Origin of the sequence: Streptomyces sp. NPDC051180 (genome assembly GCF_040689545.1) — a bacterium.
GTDB lineage: Bacteria > Actinomycetota > Actinomycetes > Streptomycetales > Streptomycetaceae > Streptomyces.
In genome coordinates this window covers 76,578-89,443 of the sequence record NZ_JBFBBC010000013.1, presented here as the reverse complement: position 1 = coordinate 89,443, position 12,866 = coordinate 76,578, and the positions used below count along the sequence as shown (strand labels likewise).

The 12,866-nt window shown below is 70.5% G+C and carries 15 protein-coding genes and 5 tRNA genes; 5 read left to right on the top strand and 15 right to left on the bottom strand.

The features are described from left to right. Positions 1 to 110: 110 nt before the first annotated feature. Together AB0424_RS23050 and AB0424_RS23045 are read left to right on the top strand one after the other, a co-directional pair. Positions 111 to 344, top strand: a complete 234-nt coding sequence (locus tag AB0424_RS23050) for an Lrp/AsnC ligand binding domain-containing protein (RefSeq protein WP_015036438.1) — start codon at positions 111 to 113, stop codon at positions 342 to 344. Positions 345 to 364: 20 nt separating this feature from the next. Further along, positions 365 to 862 (top strand): DUF3515 domain-containing protein, encoded by a 498-nt coding sequence (locus AB0424_RS23045; protein WP_366308281.1) that lies wholly within the window; start codon positions 365 to 367, stop codon positions 860 to 862. Positions 863 to 893: 31 nt separating this feature from the next. Here the strand turns inward: AB0424_RS23045 and AB0424_RS23040 are convergent, their stop codons facing one another. The 3 genes from AB0424_RS23040 to AB0424_RS23030 form a co-directional block, all read right to left on the bottom strand. Further along, positions 894 to 2,033, bottom strand: coding sequence for a D-alanine--D-alanine ligase family protein (locus AB0424_RS23040; protein WP_366308279.1), 1,140 nt, complete (start codon positions 2,031 to 2,033; stop codon positions 894 to 896). 86 nt (positions 2,034 to 2,119) lie between these two features. Further along, the gene (locus tag AB0424_RS23035) at positions 2,120 to 3,121 is read right to left on the bottom strand and encodes an NAD(P)H-dependent glycerol-3-phosphate dehydrogenase (RefSeq protein WP_366308277.1); all 1,002 of its coding nucleotides are present in this window, start codon (positions 3,119 to 3,121) and stop codon (positions 2,120 to 2,122) included. Next, the gene (locus AB0424_RS23030) at positions 3,118 to 3,870 is read right to left on the bottom strand and encodes a lysophospholipid acyltransferase family protein (protein ID WP_366308275.1); all 753 of its coding nucleotides are present in this window, start codon (positions 3,868 to 3,870) and stop codon (positions 3,118 to 3,120) included. The genes AB0424_RS23035 and AB0424_RS23030 overlap by 4 nt, the downstream gene beginning before the upstream one ends. Positions 3,871 to 3,997: 127 nt before the next feature. Here AB0424_RS23030 and cofC point away from each other — a divergent pair, with 127 nt between their 5' ends. Further along, positions 3,998 to 4,645: a 2-phospho-L-lactate guanylyltransferase gene (gene cofC, locus AB0424_RS23025; RefSeq protein ID WP_366308273.1), complete on the top strand. Its 648-nt coding sequence runs from the start codon at positions 3,998 to 4,000 to the stop codon at positions 4,643 to 4,645. Between the two features lie 10 nt (positions 4,646 to 4,655). Then, entirely contained in the window at positions 4,656 to 4,865 is a 210-nt protein-coding gene (locus AB0424_RS23020; RefSeq protein ID WP_366308271.1) for a hypothetical protein, read from the top strand. Between the two features lie 86 nt (positions 4,866 to 4,951). On the opposite strand, the gene AB0424_RS23015 is transcribed toward AB0424_RS23020, so the two are convergent. From AB0424_RS23015 to leuC, 4 genes are all read right to left on the bottom strand, one after another. Continuing rightward, positions 4,952 to 5,659: an HU family DNA-binding protein gene (locus AB0424_RS23015; protein WP_366308269.1), complete on the bottom strand. Its 708-nt coding sequence runs from the start codon at positions 5,657 to 5,659 to the stop codon at positions 4,952 to 4,954. A 143-nt stretch (positions 5,660 to 5,802) separates the two neighbouring features. Then, positions 5,803 to 6,030, bottom strand: a complete 228-nt coding sequence (locus AB0424_RS23010) for a hypothetical protein (RefSeq protein WP_366308267.1) — start codon at positions 6,028 to 6,030, stop codon at positions 5,803 to 5,805. 104 nt (positions 6,031 to 6,134) lie between these two features. Then, positions 6,135 to 6,728 carry a 3-isopropylmalate dehydratase small subunit gene (gene leuD, locus AB0424_RS23005; protein ID WP_366308265.1) on the bottom strand — a complete coding sequence of 198 codons (594 nt, stop codon included), beginning with the start codon at positions 6,726 to 6,728 and terminating at the stop codon, positions 6,135 to 6,137. Positions 6,729 to 6,734: 6 nt separating this feature from the next. Then, complete coding sequence (leuC, locus tag AB0424_RS23000) at positions 6,735 to 8,159, bottom strand: 3-isopropylmalate dehydratase large subunit (protein WP_366308263.1); 1,425 nt, start codon at positions 8,157 to 8,159, stop codon at positions 6,735 to 6,737. A gap of 140 nt (positions 8,160 to 8,299) precedes the next feature. On the opposite strand from leuC, the gene ndgR reads away from it, so the two are divergent. Continuing rightward, positions 8,300 to 9,016 carry an IclR family transcriptional regulator NdgR gene (ndgR, locus tag AB0424_RS22995; RefSeq protein WP_017235973.1) on the top strand — a complete coding sequence of 239 codons (717 nt, stop codon included), beginning with the start codon at positions 8,300 to 8,302 and terminating at the stop codon, positions 9,014 to 9,016. Between the two features lie 147 nt (positions 9,017 to 9,163). Here ndgR and AB0424_RS22990 read toward each other — a convergent pair. The 8 genes from AB0424_RS22990 to AB0424_RS22955 all read right to left on the bottom strand — a co-directional run bounded on the left by AB0424_RS22990 (position 9,164) and on the right by AB0424_RS22955 (position 12,822). After that, positions 9,164 to 9,236 (bottom strand) — tRNA-Glu (locus AB0424_RS22990). Between the two features lie 39 nt (positions 9,237 to 9,275). Beyond that, positions 9,276 to 9,347 (bottom strand) — tRNA-Gln (locus AB0424_RS22985). Positions 9,348 to 9,361: 14 nt separating this feature from the next. Further along, a tRNA-Glu gene (locus AB0424_RS22980) sits at positions 9,362 to 9,434 on the bottom strand. Positions 9,435 to 9,518: 84 nt separating this feature from the next. Beyond that, a tRNA-Glu gene (locus tag AB0424_RS22975) sits at positions 9,519 to 9,591 on the bottom strand. A gap of 41 nt (positions 9,592 to 9,632) precedes the next feature. After that, positions 9,633 to 9,704: transfer RNA gene (locus AB0424_RS22970), tRNA-Gln, on the bottom strand. Between the two features lie 93 nt (positions 9,705 to 9,797). Further along, entirely contained in the window at positions 9,798 to 10,517 is a 720-nt protein-coding gene (locus AB0424_RS22965; protein WP_366308261.1) for an HAD family hydrolase, read from the bottom strand. Between the two features lie 51 nt (positions 10,518 to 10,568). Further along, positions 10,569 to 12,044: a glutamate--tRNA ligase gene (gene gltX, locus AB0424_RS22960; RefSeq protein WP_366308259.1), complete on the bottom strand. Its 1,476-nt coding sequence runs from the start codon at positions 12,042 to 12,044 to the stop codon at positions 10,569 to 10,571. Then, the gene (locus AB0424_RS22955; RefSeq protein ID WP_366308257.1) at positions 12,037 to 12,822 is read right to left on the bottom strand and encodes a fumarylacetoacetate hydrolase family protein; all 786 of its coding nucleotides are present in this window, start codon (positions 12,820 to 12,822) and stop codon (positions 12,037 to 12,039) included. Before AB0424_RS22955 ends, gltX begins: the two co-directional genes overlap by 8 nt. Positions 12,823 to 12,866: the final 44 nt, after the last annotated feature.

The window sequence follows — 12,866 nt, the reverse complement described above, 5'->3', positions numbered from 1 at the left end:
GCCACACCGCGGGCGTCCCGGGACGCGCGGGTCTCCCCGCGGCCCGCGGCGACGCGGTACCGTGGCGTCCCTTTCTCCCACAAGATCCTCGTGGTCGCCCTGGAGGTTCCGTGGTTCAGGCGTACATCCTCATCCAGACCGAGGTGGGCAAGGCGTCGACCGTCGCCGACACCATCTCCAAGATCCCGGGGGTGCTCCAGGCGGAGGACGTGACCGGTCCGTACGACGTCATCGTGCGCGCGCAGGCGGACACGGTCGACGAGCTCGGCCGCATGGTGGTCGCCAAGGTCCAGCAAGTGGACGGCATCACGCGCACCCTCACCTGCCCGGTCGTTCATCTGTAGCCCCCGTCTACGCTTGGCCGGTGACTTCTTCCCACCGGCCCTTCGGCCTGCCCGCCGCCGCCACGGCAGGAGTGCTGCTGCTGGCCGTCGTCGGCTGCTCCTCGTCGGGCGCCGCGGCGTCCGTCGTGGTTCCCAGCCCCCCGGCGGCGGAGGCCGCCTTCTGCCAGGCCCTGGCGAAGGAGCTTCCCGACACCGTGGCGGGGCAGGGACGGAGTGATCCGAAGCCCGGCTCCGAGCTGACCGCCGGGTGGGGTGACGGTGCGATCGTACTGCGCTGCGGGGTCCCCCGGCCCGAAAAGATGAGCGATCCGAAGGCGCAGGGCGTCTCCGCGAACGGCGTGCGCTGGATGCTGGAGCGCACGCAGGGCGGAGCGCCCCGCTTCACCACGGTGTACCGCAAGACGTACGTCGAGGTGAGCCTCGACGAGCGGTACGCGCACGACATGGGCCCGCTGGTGGATCTGGCCGCCCCGGTGGCGGCGGCCGTCCCGTGCGGGCTGGATCCGGAGTGCTCCTGAGGGGCACTCCGGACCGGGCGTTCCGCGGCCGCTAGCGCAGGCCGGTGGAGCGGTTCAGCGCGGCCTGGATGAGCCGGTCGACGAGCTCGGAGTAGCCGACGCCGCTCTCCTGCCACATGCGCGGGTACATGGAGATGGGCGTGAAGCCCGGCATGGTGTTGATCTCGTTGATGACGAAGTCGCCGTCCTCGGTGAGGAAGAAGTCGGCGCGGACCAGACCCTCGCAGGAGACGGCCTCGTAGGCCGCGACGGCCAGGCGCTGGACCTCGGCGGTGGCCTCGTCGCCGATCGGCGCGGGCACGATGCCGGAGGCCGAGTCGATGTACTTGGCCTCGAAGTCGTAGAAGTCGTGGTCGGTGACGGGCGGGATCTCGGCCGGCACGCTGGCGCGCGGACCGTCCTCGAACTCCAGGACGCCGCACTCGATCTCACGGCCGCGCAGCAGCGACTCGACGAGGATCTTGGGGTCGTGGCGGCGGGCCTCCTCGATGGCCTCGTCCAGGCCGGAGAGGTCGTCGACCTTGGTGATGCCCATGGACGAGCCGCCGCGGGCGGGCTTCACGAAAAGCGGCCAGCCGTGCTCGGCGGCGAACTCGACGATCTTCTTGCGGGCGGCGGCCGGGCTCTGCTCCCACTCGCGGGGCCGGATGACCTCGTAGGGACCGACCGGCAGGCCGAAGGAGACGAAGACCCGCTTCATGTACTCCTTGTCCTGGCCGACGGCGGAGGCGAGGACGCCCGCGCCGACGTAGGGGACGCCGGAGAGCTCCAGGAGGCCCTGAAGGGTGCCGTCCTCGCCGTAGGGGCCGTGGAGCATGGGGAAGACCACGTCGACCTCGCCGAGGGCCTTCGGCACGGCGCCGGGCTCGGTGAGGACGACCTCGCGGTTGGCGGGGTCGACGGAGAGGACGACGCCGCCCTCCTCGGACTCGGCCAGGTCGGCGACGTTGGGCAGGGCGCGGTCGGCGATGGCCATGCGCTCGGGGGCGTCGGCGGTGAGCGCCCAGCGCCCGTCCGTCGTGATGCCGATGGGCAGCACGTCGTACTTGTCCCGGTCGATGGCGCTGAGGACGGCGCCCGCCGTGACGACGGAGATGGCGTGCTCGGAGCTGCGTCCGCCGAAGACGACGGCCACGCGCGGCTTGCGGGGGCTCTGGGTGTTCTCGCTCATATCGCGATGAGCGTACCTTGCGACTCCCGAACTCCTGAGCGCCCCGCTGCCGCCGCGCGTGTACGGGCGCGGCGGGGCGGGGGCGGTCAGCGGCGTTCGGGCTTGGCCGACCGCGACATCAGTTCCTTGAGCGCGACGACCGGCGGCTTGCCGTCGTGGACGATCGAGACGACGGTCTCGGTGATGGGCATGTCGACGCCGTGGCGGCGGCCCAGATCGAGCACGGACTCGCAGGACTTGACGCCTTCGGCGGTCTGCTTGGTGGCCGCGATGGTCTCCTGGAGGGTCATCCCGCGGCCGAGGTTGGTGCCGAAGGTGTTGTTCCGGGAGAGCGGCGAGGAGCAGGTGGCGACGAGGTCGCCGAGGCCGGCGAGGCCGGAGAAGGTGAGCGGGTCGGCGCCCATGGCGAGGCCGAGGCGGGTGGTCTCGGCGAGGCCGCGGGTGATGAGCGTGGCCTTGGAGTTGTCGCCGAGCCCCATGCCGTTGGCGATGCCGACGGCGAGGCCGATGACGTTCTTCACGGCGCCGCCGAGCTCGCAGCCGACCACGTCGGTGTTGGTGTACGGGCGGAAGTACGGGGTCATGCAGGCGGCCTGGAGCCGCTGGGCGACCGTCTCGTCGACGCAGGCGGCGACGGCGGCGGCGGGCTGCCGGGCGGCGATCTCCTTGGCCAGGTTGGGGCCGGTGAGGACGGCCACGCGCTCGGCGGGCACGTCGGCGACCTCGGTGATCACCTCGCTCATCCGCTTGGCGGTGCCGAGTTCGACGCCCTTCATGAGGGAGACGAGGACGGTGTCCGGGGCCAGGAGCGGCTTCCAGGCGGCGAGGTTGCCGCGCAGGGTCTGGGAGGGGACGACGAGGACGGTGAAGTCGGCGTCGCGGGCGGCCTCGGCCGCGTCCGCGGTGGCCCTGACGGCCGCGGGGAGTTCGACGCCCGGCAGGTAGTCGGGGTTGGTGCGGGTGGCGTTGATCTCCTTGGCCAGTTCGGGGCGCCGGCCCCAGAGGCTGACCTCGCACCCCGCGTCGGCGAGCACCATGGCGAAGGCGGTGCCCCAGGATCCGTTGCCGAAGACGGCTGCCCTCGTCACTTGGTGCCCTCCCCCGCGGCCTTGCGCCGCTGTTCGAGGCGGGCCCTGCGGTGGTCGTACGGCTCGGCGGGCGCCTTCTCGCCGCGGACCTCCTCCAGGAGGGCGGTGATGGCGGCCATGATGACCTCGGTGGCCTCGCGGAGCACCTCGGGCGTGGGCTCGAGTCCGTGGAAGCGGGAGAGGTCGACCGGCGGACCGGCCTGCACGGTCAGCGTCTTGCGGGGGAACAGCCGGAGCTTGTTCTCCTTGGCGTACGGCGGCATCGCGAGGTTGGCGCCCCACTGGGCCACCGGGATGACGGGGGCGCGGGTGAGCAGCGCGACCCGCGCGGCACCGGTCTTGCCGGCCATGGGCCACATGTCGGGGTCCCGGGTGAGGGTGCCCTCGGGGTAGAAGGCGACGCACTCGCCGCGCTCGATGGCGTCCACGGCGGCGCGGAAGGCGTCCAGCGCGTTGGTCGTCTCGCGGTAGACCGGGATCTGTCCGGTGCCGCGCAGCATCATGCCGACGAAGGGGGTCCTGAACAGGCCCGCCTTGGCGAGGAGGCGCGGGACGCGGCCGGTGTTGTACTGGTAGTGCGCGTAGGACAACGGGTCCAGGTAGGAGTTGTGGTTGACCGCGGTGATGAATCCGCCGTCGGCCGGAATGTGCTCCATACCGCGCCAGTCCCGCTTGAACAGAACCACCAGGGGGGGTTTGGCGATGACCGCCGCGAGGCGGTACCAGAAGCCGATTCTGCGGCGGGGCACTCGGACACCTTTCTCCGGGACAGGCTGGCAGGGGATCAAGTGTCGCCCCGTGCTCCTGCTCTGTCGAGTGACACCGTACGCCCCGGAACCGGCGGCGGACCGCGTGGGCGGGACAGAATAGGCCGCGATGAACACGGATACGGACGACGACTGGTCGCTGGTCGTACCCCTGAAGCCCCTTGCCCTGGCGAAGAGCCGACTGGCCGCGGCGGCCGGAGCCCGCCTGCGCCCCCGTCTCGCGCTGGCGTTCGCCGAGGACACCGTCGCGGCGGTGCTGGAGTGCGCGCGCGTACGGGATGTGGTGGTCGTCACGGACGATCCGGCGGCCGGGGCGGCCCTCGCGGCCCTGGGCGCCCGGATCGTGCCGGACACCCCGGCGGCGGGGCTCAACGCGGCCCTCGCCCACGGGGTGCGCGCGTTACGGCACGCGCGGCCGCTCGCACGCGTGGCCGCGCTCAACGCGGACCTGCCGGCGCTGCGCCCCGCGGAGCTGACCCGGGTCCTGGACGCGGCCCGGACATTTCCGAGGGCATTTCTCGCGGATGCCGCCGAAATAGGTACGACATTCCTCTCGGCGGGTCCGGGGGTGGAATTGGAACCGGCATTCGGGGGTGCGTCGAGGTTGCGGCATTTGTCTTCGGGAGCGGTGGAAATCCGGCTCGCGGGGGTGGATTCCGTACGCCGGGACGTGGACACCGGCGAGGATCTGGAGGAGGCCCGGGCCCTGGGGCTCGGCCCGCGGACGGCCGCCCGGTGGCTGCCCGTGGCCGGATAGGCTGCGGCCCATGCAGGCGACCGCGTTCACGTACGACCCCGAGACCCACAGCGGCAGTGTGCTGCTCGACGACGGCACCCCCGTGGAGTTCGGGGCGGACGCCTTCGACGCGGGCGGCCTGCGGCTGCTCCGGCCGGGGCAGCGGGTGCGGATCGAGACGGAGCCGGCGGCTCCCGGGGCCGCTCCGCTGATCACCCTGGTGACGCTCCAGACCTTCTGACGTCCCTGGTCCGGGCCCGTGTCCGGACGCGCCGCGGGCCGGGCTCCCCGGTGGGAGCCCGGCCCGGCGGGTCGGTACCGCTCGTCCTACTTCTTGGCGGCGGTCTTCTTGGCGGTCGTCTTGCGCGCCGTCGTCTTCTTGGCGGGCGCCTTCGTCGCCGTGGCCTTCTTCGCGGCCGGCGCGGTCTTCTTGGCCGTGGCCTTGGTCGCCTTCTTGGCGGCGGCCGCGGTGGTGGCCTTCTTCGCGGCCCCGCCGGCGGTGGTCTTCTTCGCGGCGGTGGTGGCCTTCTTCGCGGGGGTCGCCTTCTTGGCGGCCGCGGTGGTGGTCTTCTTCGCCGGCGTCGCCTTCTTGGCGGCGGCCGTCGTGGCCTTCTTCACCGGGGTCGCCTTCTTCGCGGCGGCCTTCTTGGCGGTGGTGGCCCGCTTGGCGGCGGCCTTCTTCACGGTGGCGGAGGCGCCGCCGGTGAGGCTGCCCTTGGGGGCCTTCTTGACGGAGACCTCGCCGCCCTTGGGGAGCTTCTTGGAGCCGCTGACGAGGTCCTTGAAGCCCTGACCTGCACGGAAGCGCGGAACCGAGGTCTTCTTGACCCGGACGCGCTCACCCGTCTGGGGGTTGCGGGCGTAGCGGGCCGGACGGTCGACCTTCTCGAACGAGCCGAAGCCCGTGACCGAGACCCGGTCGCCCCCGACCACGGCACGCACGATGGCGTCGAGCACGTGGTCGACGGCTTCGGCGGCCTGCTGACGACCGCCCATCTTGTCGGCAATCGCTTCTACGAGCTGCGCCTTGTTCACGTCTTCCCCTTCGGAGACATTGCCAGAACGAAAGTGTTCAAGCTTTTTCGCACGTTAGGCATGTATATACCGCAAATCAAACACGAAACGGGCTAATCACCCTAGTGCCGCAACGCGGAAGAGCCGCTGCGGAGTTCCTGGTGTCAGTCGTCCTCTGGGAATCGGCCCTCGTCGAGGTCCTTCATCAACCGCTCCAGACGCGCTGCCGCGTCCTTGAGATCGTGCTTCGCCGCGGCCGTCACGACCAGCAGCTTCCGGGACAGCGCCATCCTTACGCCCTCCGGGACTTGCAGTGAGCGCACCCTTGTGTGCGCTTCCTTCAATCGGGCGGCGACTGCCTCGTAGAGCTCGAGTTGGCTGTCGCGTTCCATGCACCGATTGTGCCATCTAGGGCGAGTTGTCGCCCGACAGGGTCCCAACAAGCGACTGCGCCCCCCACCGTGAGGTGGGGGGCGCAGTCTTGGAAAAGCGCTGCTCAGACCGTAATTGTACGGGGCTTGTAGGACGGCCTGGCCGCCTCGTAGGTCGCGATGTCGGCTTCGTTCTGAAGGGTGAGGCTGATGTCGTCCAGACCGTTCAGCAGACGCCAGCGGGCGTTCTCGTCGAGCTCGAAGTCGGCGTCGATCCCGGCGGCGAGGACCTTGCGGCGCTCCAGGTCGACGGTGACCTCGGCGGTCGGGTCGGCCTCGGTGAGCTCCCAGAGCGCGTCCACCGTCTCCTGCGGCAGGACGACGGTCAGCAGGCCGTTCTTCAGCGAGTTGCCGCGGAAGATGTCGGCGAAGCGGGCGGAGACGACCGCCTGGAAGCCGTAGTTCTGGAGCGCCCAGACGGCGTGCTCACGGGAGGAGCCGGTGCCGAAGTCGGGGCCGGCCACCAGGACCGAGGCGCCCTGCCGCTCGGGGCGGTTGAGGACGAACTCGGGGTCCTTGCGCCATGCCTCGAAGAGACCGTCCTCGAAGCCGTCGCGGGTGACCTTCTTGAGCCAGTGCGCCGGGATGATCTGGTCGGTGTCGACGTTGCTGCGGCGCAGCGGGACGGCCCGGCCGGTGTGCGTGGTGAAAGCTTCCATGGTTCCTCAGACCCCCGCGGTGGTGGCGACGTCGGACAGATCGGCCGGGGAGGCCAGGTGGCCCAGGACGGCGGTGGCGGCGGCGACCTGGGGCGAGACCAGGTGGGTCCGGCCCCCCTTGCCCTGCCGGCCCTCGAAGTTGCGGTTGGAGGTGGACGCGGAGCGCTCGCCGGGGGCCAGTTGGTCGGGGTTCATGCCCAGGCACATCGAGCAGCCCGCGTGCCGCCATTCGGCGCCGGCCTCCTTGAAGACCTTGTCCAGGCCCTCCTCGACGGCCTGCAGGGCGACCCGGACCGAGCCGGGGACGACCAGCATCCGGACGCCGTCGGCGACCCGGCGGCCCTGGAGGAGGTCCGCGGCGTTGCGCAGGTCCTCGATGCGGCCGTTGGTGCAGGAGCCTACGAAGACGGTGTCGACCTTGATGTCGCGCAGCGGCTGCCCGGCGGTCAACCCCATGTACTCCAGGGCCTTTTCGGCGGCGAGGCGCTCCGAAGCGTCTTCGTACGAAGCCGGGTCGGGGACGTTCGCCGAAAGCGGCGCGCCCTGGCCCGGGTTGGTGCCCCAGGTGACGAACGGCGCCAGGGAGGCGGCGTCGATGACGACCTCGGCGTCGAAGACGGCGTCCTCGTCGGACCTCAGGGTCTTCCAGTACGCGACGGCGGCGTCCCAGTCCTCGCCCTCGGGGGCGTGGGCACGGCCCTCCAGGTAGGCGAAGGTGGTCTCGTCGGGGGCGATCATGCCCGCGCGGGCACCGGCCTCGATGGACATGTTGCAGATGGTCATCCGGGCCTCCATCGAGAGCTTCTCGATGGCGGAGCCGCGGTACTCGAGGATGTAGCCCTGGCCGCCGCCGGTGCCGATCTTGGCGATGATCGCCAGGATCAGGTCCTTGGCGGTGACGTCCTCGGGCAGGTCGCCGTCGACCGTGATGGCCATGGTCCTGGGCCGGGCCAGCGGCAGCGTCTGGGTGGCGAGCACGTGCTCGACCTGGCTGGTGCCGATGCCGAACGCCAGGGCGCCGAAGGCGCCGTGCGTGGAGGTGTGCGAGTCGCCGCAGACGACGGTGGTGCCGGGCTGGGTCAGACCCAGCTGCGGTCCCACGACGTGGACGACGCCCTGCTCGACGTCGCCCAGCGGGTGCAGGCGGACGCCGAACTCGGCGCAGTTCTTGCGCAGCGTCTCCAGCTGCGCGCGGGAGACCGGGTCGGCGATCGGCTTGTCGATGTCGAGGGTGGGGGTGTTGTGGTCCTCGGTGGCGATGGTGAGGTCGAGGCGCCGCACCTGCCGGCCGTTCTGGCGCAGACCGTCGAACGCCTGGGGGCTGGTCACCTCGTGCAGCAGGTGCAGATCGATGAAGAGGAGGTCGGGCTCGCCCTCGGCGCGCCGGACGACGTGGTCGTCCCAGACCTTCTCCGCGAGTGTCCTACCCATCGCTTTCCCTCCGGCCGACGTCTGTGCCGGCGCAACTAGAGACCCGTTTCGCGGGCCGTTGTGCGGCCGCCTCACCAGAGTGACAAGTTCCGCGGAAAATTGAACTTGCGTTTCACAGAGTGAGACGCGAATATCGTTGCATGGACAACTCTAGCGGCGTAGGCGTTCTCGACAAGGCAGCCCTTGTCCTGAGCGCCCTGGAGTCCGGTCCGGCCACCCTCGCAGGACTGGTCGCGGCGACGGGACTCGCACGACCCACGGCACATCGTCTCGCCGTGGCACTGGAACACCACCGGATGGTGGCCCGTGACATGCAGGGCCGGTTCATCCTCGGACCGCGCCTGTCGGAGCTCGCGGCCGCGGCCGGCGAGGACCGCCTGCTCGCGACCGCGGGCCCGGTTCTGACGCATCTGCGCGACGTCACCGGCGAGAGCGCCCAGCTCTACCGCCGGCAGGGCGACATGCGCATCTGCGTGGCGGCCGCCGAGCGGCTCTCGGGCCTGCGCGACACCGTGCCGGTCGGCTCGACGCTGACCATGAAGGCCGGCTCCTCGGCGCAGATCCTGATGGCCTGGGAGGAGCCCGAGCGGCTGCACCGCGGCCTCCAGGGCGCCCGCTTCACGGCGACCGCCCTGTCGGGCGTACGGCGCCGCGGCTGGGCCCAGTCGATCGGTGAGCGGGAGCCGGGCGTGGCGTCCGTCTCCGCGCCCGTGCGGGGCCCCTCGAACCGCGTGGTGGCCGCCGTGTCGGTCTCGGGCCCGATCGAGCGCCTGACGCGCCACCCGGGCCGTATGCACGCCCAGGCGGTCATCGACGCCGCCGCCCGTCTCTCCGAGGCGCTCCGCCGCAACGGCTGACGCGCCCCTTCCCTCCGGTCGTCCCCGGCCCACCGCTTCAACGCCGCAGCGGTGGGCCGGAGTTGTGTCCACGCGCGGTACGGACGTCCCGTACGGCACCGCACAGCGAAGAAGCCCTCCCCCGAAGGGAAGGGCTTCTTCTACGTGTACCCCCGACCGGATTCGAACCGGCGCTACCGCCTTGAGAGGGCGGCGTGCTAGGCCGCTACACAACGGGGGCCTTGCGGATCAGATCCGCGGTGCAGATGAGCTCTGCGAGCTGGCCTACCTGGACTCGAACCAAGAATGACGGTACCAGAAACCGTAGTGTTGCCAATTACACCATAGGCCATGGTGGTTACACCGTACCCCCGACCGGATTCGAACCGGCGCTACCGCCTTGAGAGGGCGGCGTGCTAGGCCGCTACACAACGGGGGCCCTAGCGATCCCACCCGGCCGAAACCGGGTGATGTCACCGTAGATCCACTGGGAGCTACCCAAGTGACCTACAGGATGGATCAGTACCCCCGACCGGATTCGAACCGGCGCTACCGCCTTGAGAGGGCGGCGTGCTAGGCCGCTACACAACGGGGGCTTTGTGGATGCCATCCACGTTTGCAGATAAAGCTCTGCGAGCTGGCCTACCTGGACTCGAACCAAGACTAACGGAACCAGAAACCGTCGTGCTGCCAATTACACCATAGGCCACCGGGGCAACTTCCCCACCAGGGAGGATCTTGCTCGGCTTGCGCTTTCCGGGTTCTTGCCTTTCGGCTTGTTCCCCTCGGCGCAGGAAGAACATTACCCGAAGGTGGACGGTGCTCCAAAACGGGTATGCCCGCCGAGCAGGGCGGGGAGCTGGCGGAGGTCCGTGATCCGGTTCAGCTCGGGGCGGCCGCCGGTGTCCGCGCGGTCCAGCCAGATGCCCAGGAGCCCGGCCTCGACGGCGCCGCGCGCGTCGATGTCCGGCTGGTCCCCGACGTACGCCACCTGGTCCGGGGGCAGGTCAAGGGCGGTGCAGGCGGCGTGGAACGCCTCCGGGGCGGGCTTGGCGACACCGAGCTCGGCGGCGCACAGGACGGCCTCGAAGCGGTCGCGCACGCCCAGGACCCGGAGCTTCCGCTCCTGGTTGTGGATGCTGGCGTTCGACAGGATCCCGTGACGGTAGTCACGAGCCAGCAGGTCCAGGACGGGGACGGTGTCGGGGAAGAGCTCCCAGGCGGCCTCGTAGCGCGCCAGGTAGCGCCCGAACCAGTCGTCGGCCTCGGCCGCGGTCAGCGGCAGCCCCAGGAAGTCCCTGACCCGCTCCCGGCGCTGCTCCTCGAAGTCGACCCCGCCGGCCTCGAAGCGGCGCCAGTGGAGCGTGGTGAGCTCCCGCCAACGACGGAGGGCCTGGTCGACGGAGTCGAATCCGTCCACCAGGCCCTCGGCCGTCAGGTGCTCGCTCATGCCCGCGCGGTCGGCGCGGGCGTAGTCGAAGATCGTGTCGTCCACGTCCCAGAGGACCGCGCGGATGGTCATGGAACGACCGTAGCGCGCGGTCCGCACGGCGGGACCCCGACGGGGGGACCGTTACGCGGCGAGCTTCGCCAGGGCCGCGTCGATGCGGGTCAGGGACTTCTCCTTGCCCAGGATCTCCAGGGACTCGAAGAGCGGCAGGCCGACCGTGCGGCCGGTGACCGCGACGCGGACCGGGGCCTGGGCCTTGCCGAGCTTGAGGCCGTGGACCTCGCCGGCGGCCAGCACCGCGTTCTTGAGCGACTCGGGGTCGCTCCAGTCGGCGGCCTCCAGCTTCTCGCGGGCCGTGGTGAGCAGCGCGGCGGGCTCGCCCTTCATCGCCTTGTCCCACGAGGGCTGGTCGAAGACCGGCTCCGGGAGGAAGAGGAAGTCGACGTTGGCCGTGATCTCCGAGAGGACCGTCATGCGCGTCTGGGCGTGCGGCGCGATGGCCTCCCAGGCGGCGCGGTCGAAGTCCTCGGGCGCCCAGTTGGCGTGCGGGGCCTTCAGCCAGGGCTCGCACGCCTCGGCGAAGGTCTTCACGTCGAGCATCCGGATGTGGTCGGCGTTGATCGACTCGGCCTTCTTGAGGTCGAAGCGCGCCGGGTTGGCGTTGACGTCGGCGATGTCGAACTTCGCCACCATCTCGGGGATGGTGAAGAGGTCCTGGTCGGCCGAGAAGGACCAGCCGAGGAGCGACAGGTAGTTCAGCAGGCCCTCGGGGAGGAAGCCGCGCTCCCGGTAGAGGTTGAGGGACGCCTGCGGGTCGCGCTTGGAGAGCTTCTTGTTGCCCTCGCCCATCACGTACGGCAGGTGGCCGAAGGAGGGGATCTCCTTGGCGACGCCCAGCTCGATCAGCGCCTTGTAGAGCGCGACCTGGCGCGGGGTGGAGGAGAGCAGGTCCTCGCCGCGCAGGACGTGGGTGATCTCCATGAGGGCGTCGTCGACCGGGTTGACCAGCGTGTACAGCGGGGCGCCGTTGGCCCGGAGGATGCCGTAGTCCGGCACGTTCTCCGGGGTGAAGGTGAGCTCGCCGCGGACCAGGTCGGTGAAGGTGATCGGCTCGTCGGGCATCCGGAAGCGGACGATCGACGCGCGGCCCTCCGCCTCGTACGCGGCCTTCTGCTCGGCCGTGAGGTCGCGGCAGTGGCCGTCGTAGCCGGAGGGGCGGCCGGCGGCGCGGGCGGCCTCGCGGCGCTCGTCGAGCTCCTCGGTGGTGCAGTAGCAGGGGTACGCGTAACCGCCGGCGAGCAGCTTGTCGGCGACGTCCTTGTAGATGTCCATCCGCTGCGACTGGCGGTACGGCGCGTGCGGGCCGCCGATCTCCGGGCCCTCGTCCCAGTCGAGGCCGAGCCACCGCAGCGAGTCGAGCAGCTGGTTGTACGACTCCTCGGAGTCGCGCGCAGCGTCGGTGTCCTCGATGCGGAAGACCATGGTGCCCTCGTTGTGCCGGGCGAAGGCCCAGTTGAAGAGAGCGGTGCGGACCAGGCCCACGTGGGGGTTGCCGGTCGGCGAGGGACAGAAACGGACGCGGATGTTCGCGTTAGCCACGCTTGATCACCCTATTGGTGAGAGTGCCGATGCCTTCGATGGTGACGGCGACCTCGTCGCCGACGTTGAGGGGGCCGACCCCGGCGGGGGTGCCGGTGAGGATGACGTCGCCGGGGAGCAGCGTCATGGCCTCGGAGATGTGGACGACCAGGTCCTCGATGGAGCGGATCATGTCGCTCGTGCGACCCAGCTGGCGCTGTTCGCCGTTGACCGTGGCCTGGATGGTCAGGTCGCTCGGGTCGAGGTCGGTCTCCACCCAGGGGCCGAGCGGGCAGGAGGTGTCGAAGCCCTTGGCGCGGGCCCACTGCTTCTCGCGCCGCTGGGCGTCGCGGGCGGTGACGTCGTTGGCGCAGGTGTAGCCGAAGACGACGTCCTTCACGCGCTCGCGGGGCACCTCGCGGCACATGCGGCCGATGACCACGGCCAGTTCGGCCTCGTGGTGCAGCTCGTCGGAGAAGGAGGGGTACTCGATGGCGTCGCCGGGGCCGATCACCGAGGTGGTGGGCTTGAAGAAGGCGACGGGGACGTCGGGGACCTCGTTGCCGAGCTCGGCGGCGTGCTCCGCGTAGTTGCGGCCGATGCCCACGACCTTGTTGGGGAGCACGGGCGGCAGGAGCCGTACCTTGCTCAGCGGGACCTTGGTGCCGCTGAGCTCGAAGTCGGTGTACGGGATGCCCTTGATGATGTCGAGGACGAGGCCGCCTGACTCGACGGTTCCCTCGCCCTCGACGGCGCCGAAGGCCACATTGCCGTCGATGGAGAATCTGGCGATGCGCACGAGTGCTGTCGCCCCTCACTTGCTACTGGCTGGAGTCTGACGCT

Bases quoted from the DNA above. Each gene is read 5' to 3' on its own strand.
- AB0424_RS23020 (WP_366308271.1), top strand. From the start codon at position 4,656: ATGCAGGCGACCGCGTTCACGTACGACCCCGAGACCCACAGCGGCAGT.
- AB0424_RS22965 (WP_366308261.1), bottom strand. From the start codon at position 10,517: ATGACCATCCGCGCGGTCCTCTGGGACGTGGACGACACGATCTTCGAC.
- ndgR (WP_017235973.1), top strand. From the start codon at position 8,300: ATGGACAACTCTAGCGGCGTAGGCGTTCTCGACAAGGCAGCCCTTGTC.
- leuC (WP_366308263.1), bottom strand. From the start codon at position 8,159: ATGGGTAGGACACTCGCGGAGAAGGTCTGGGACGACCACGTCGTCCGG.
- AB0424_RS23010 (WP_366308267.1), bottom strand. From the start codon at position 6,030: ATGGAACGCGACAGCCAACTCGAGCTCTACGAGGCAGTCGCCGCCCGA.
- leuD (WP_366308265.1), bottom strand. From the start codon at position 6,728: ATGGAAGCTTTCACCACGCACACCGGCCGGGCCGTCCCGCTGCGCCGC.
- AB0424_RS23040 (WP_366308279.1), bottom strand. From the start codon at position 2,033: ATGAGCGAGAACACCCAGAGCCCCCGCAAGCCGCGCGTGGCCGTCGTC.
- cofC (WP_366308273.1), top strand. From the start codon at position 3,998: ATGAACACGGATACGGACGACGACTGGTCGCTGGTCGTACCCCTGAAG.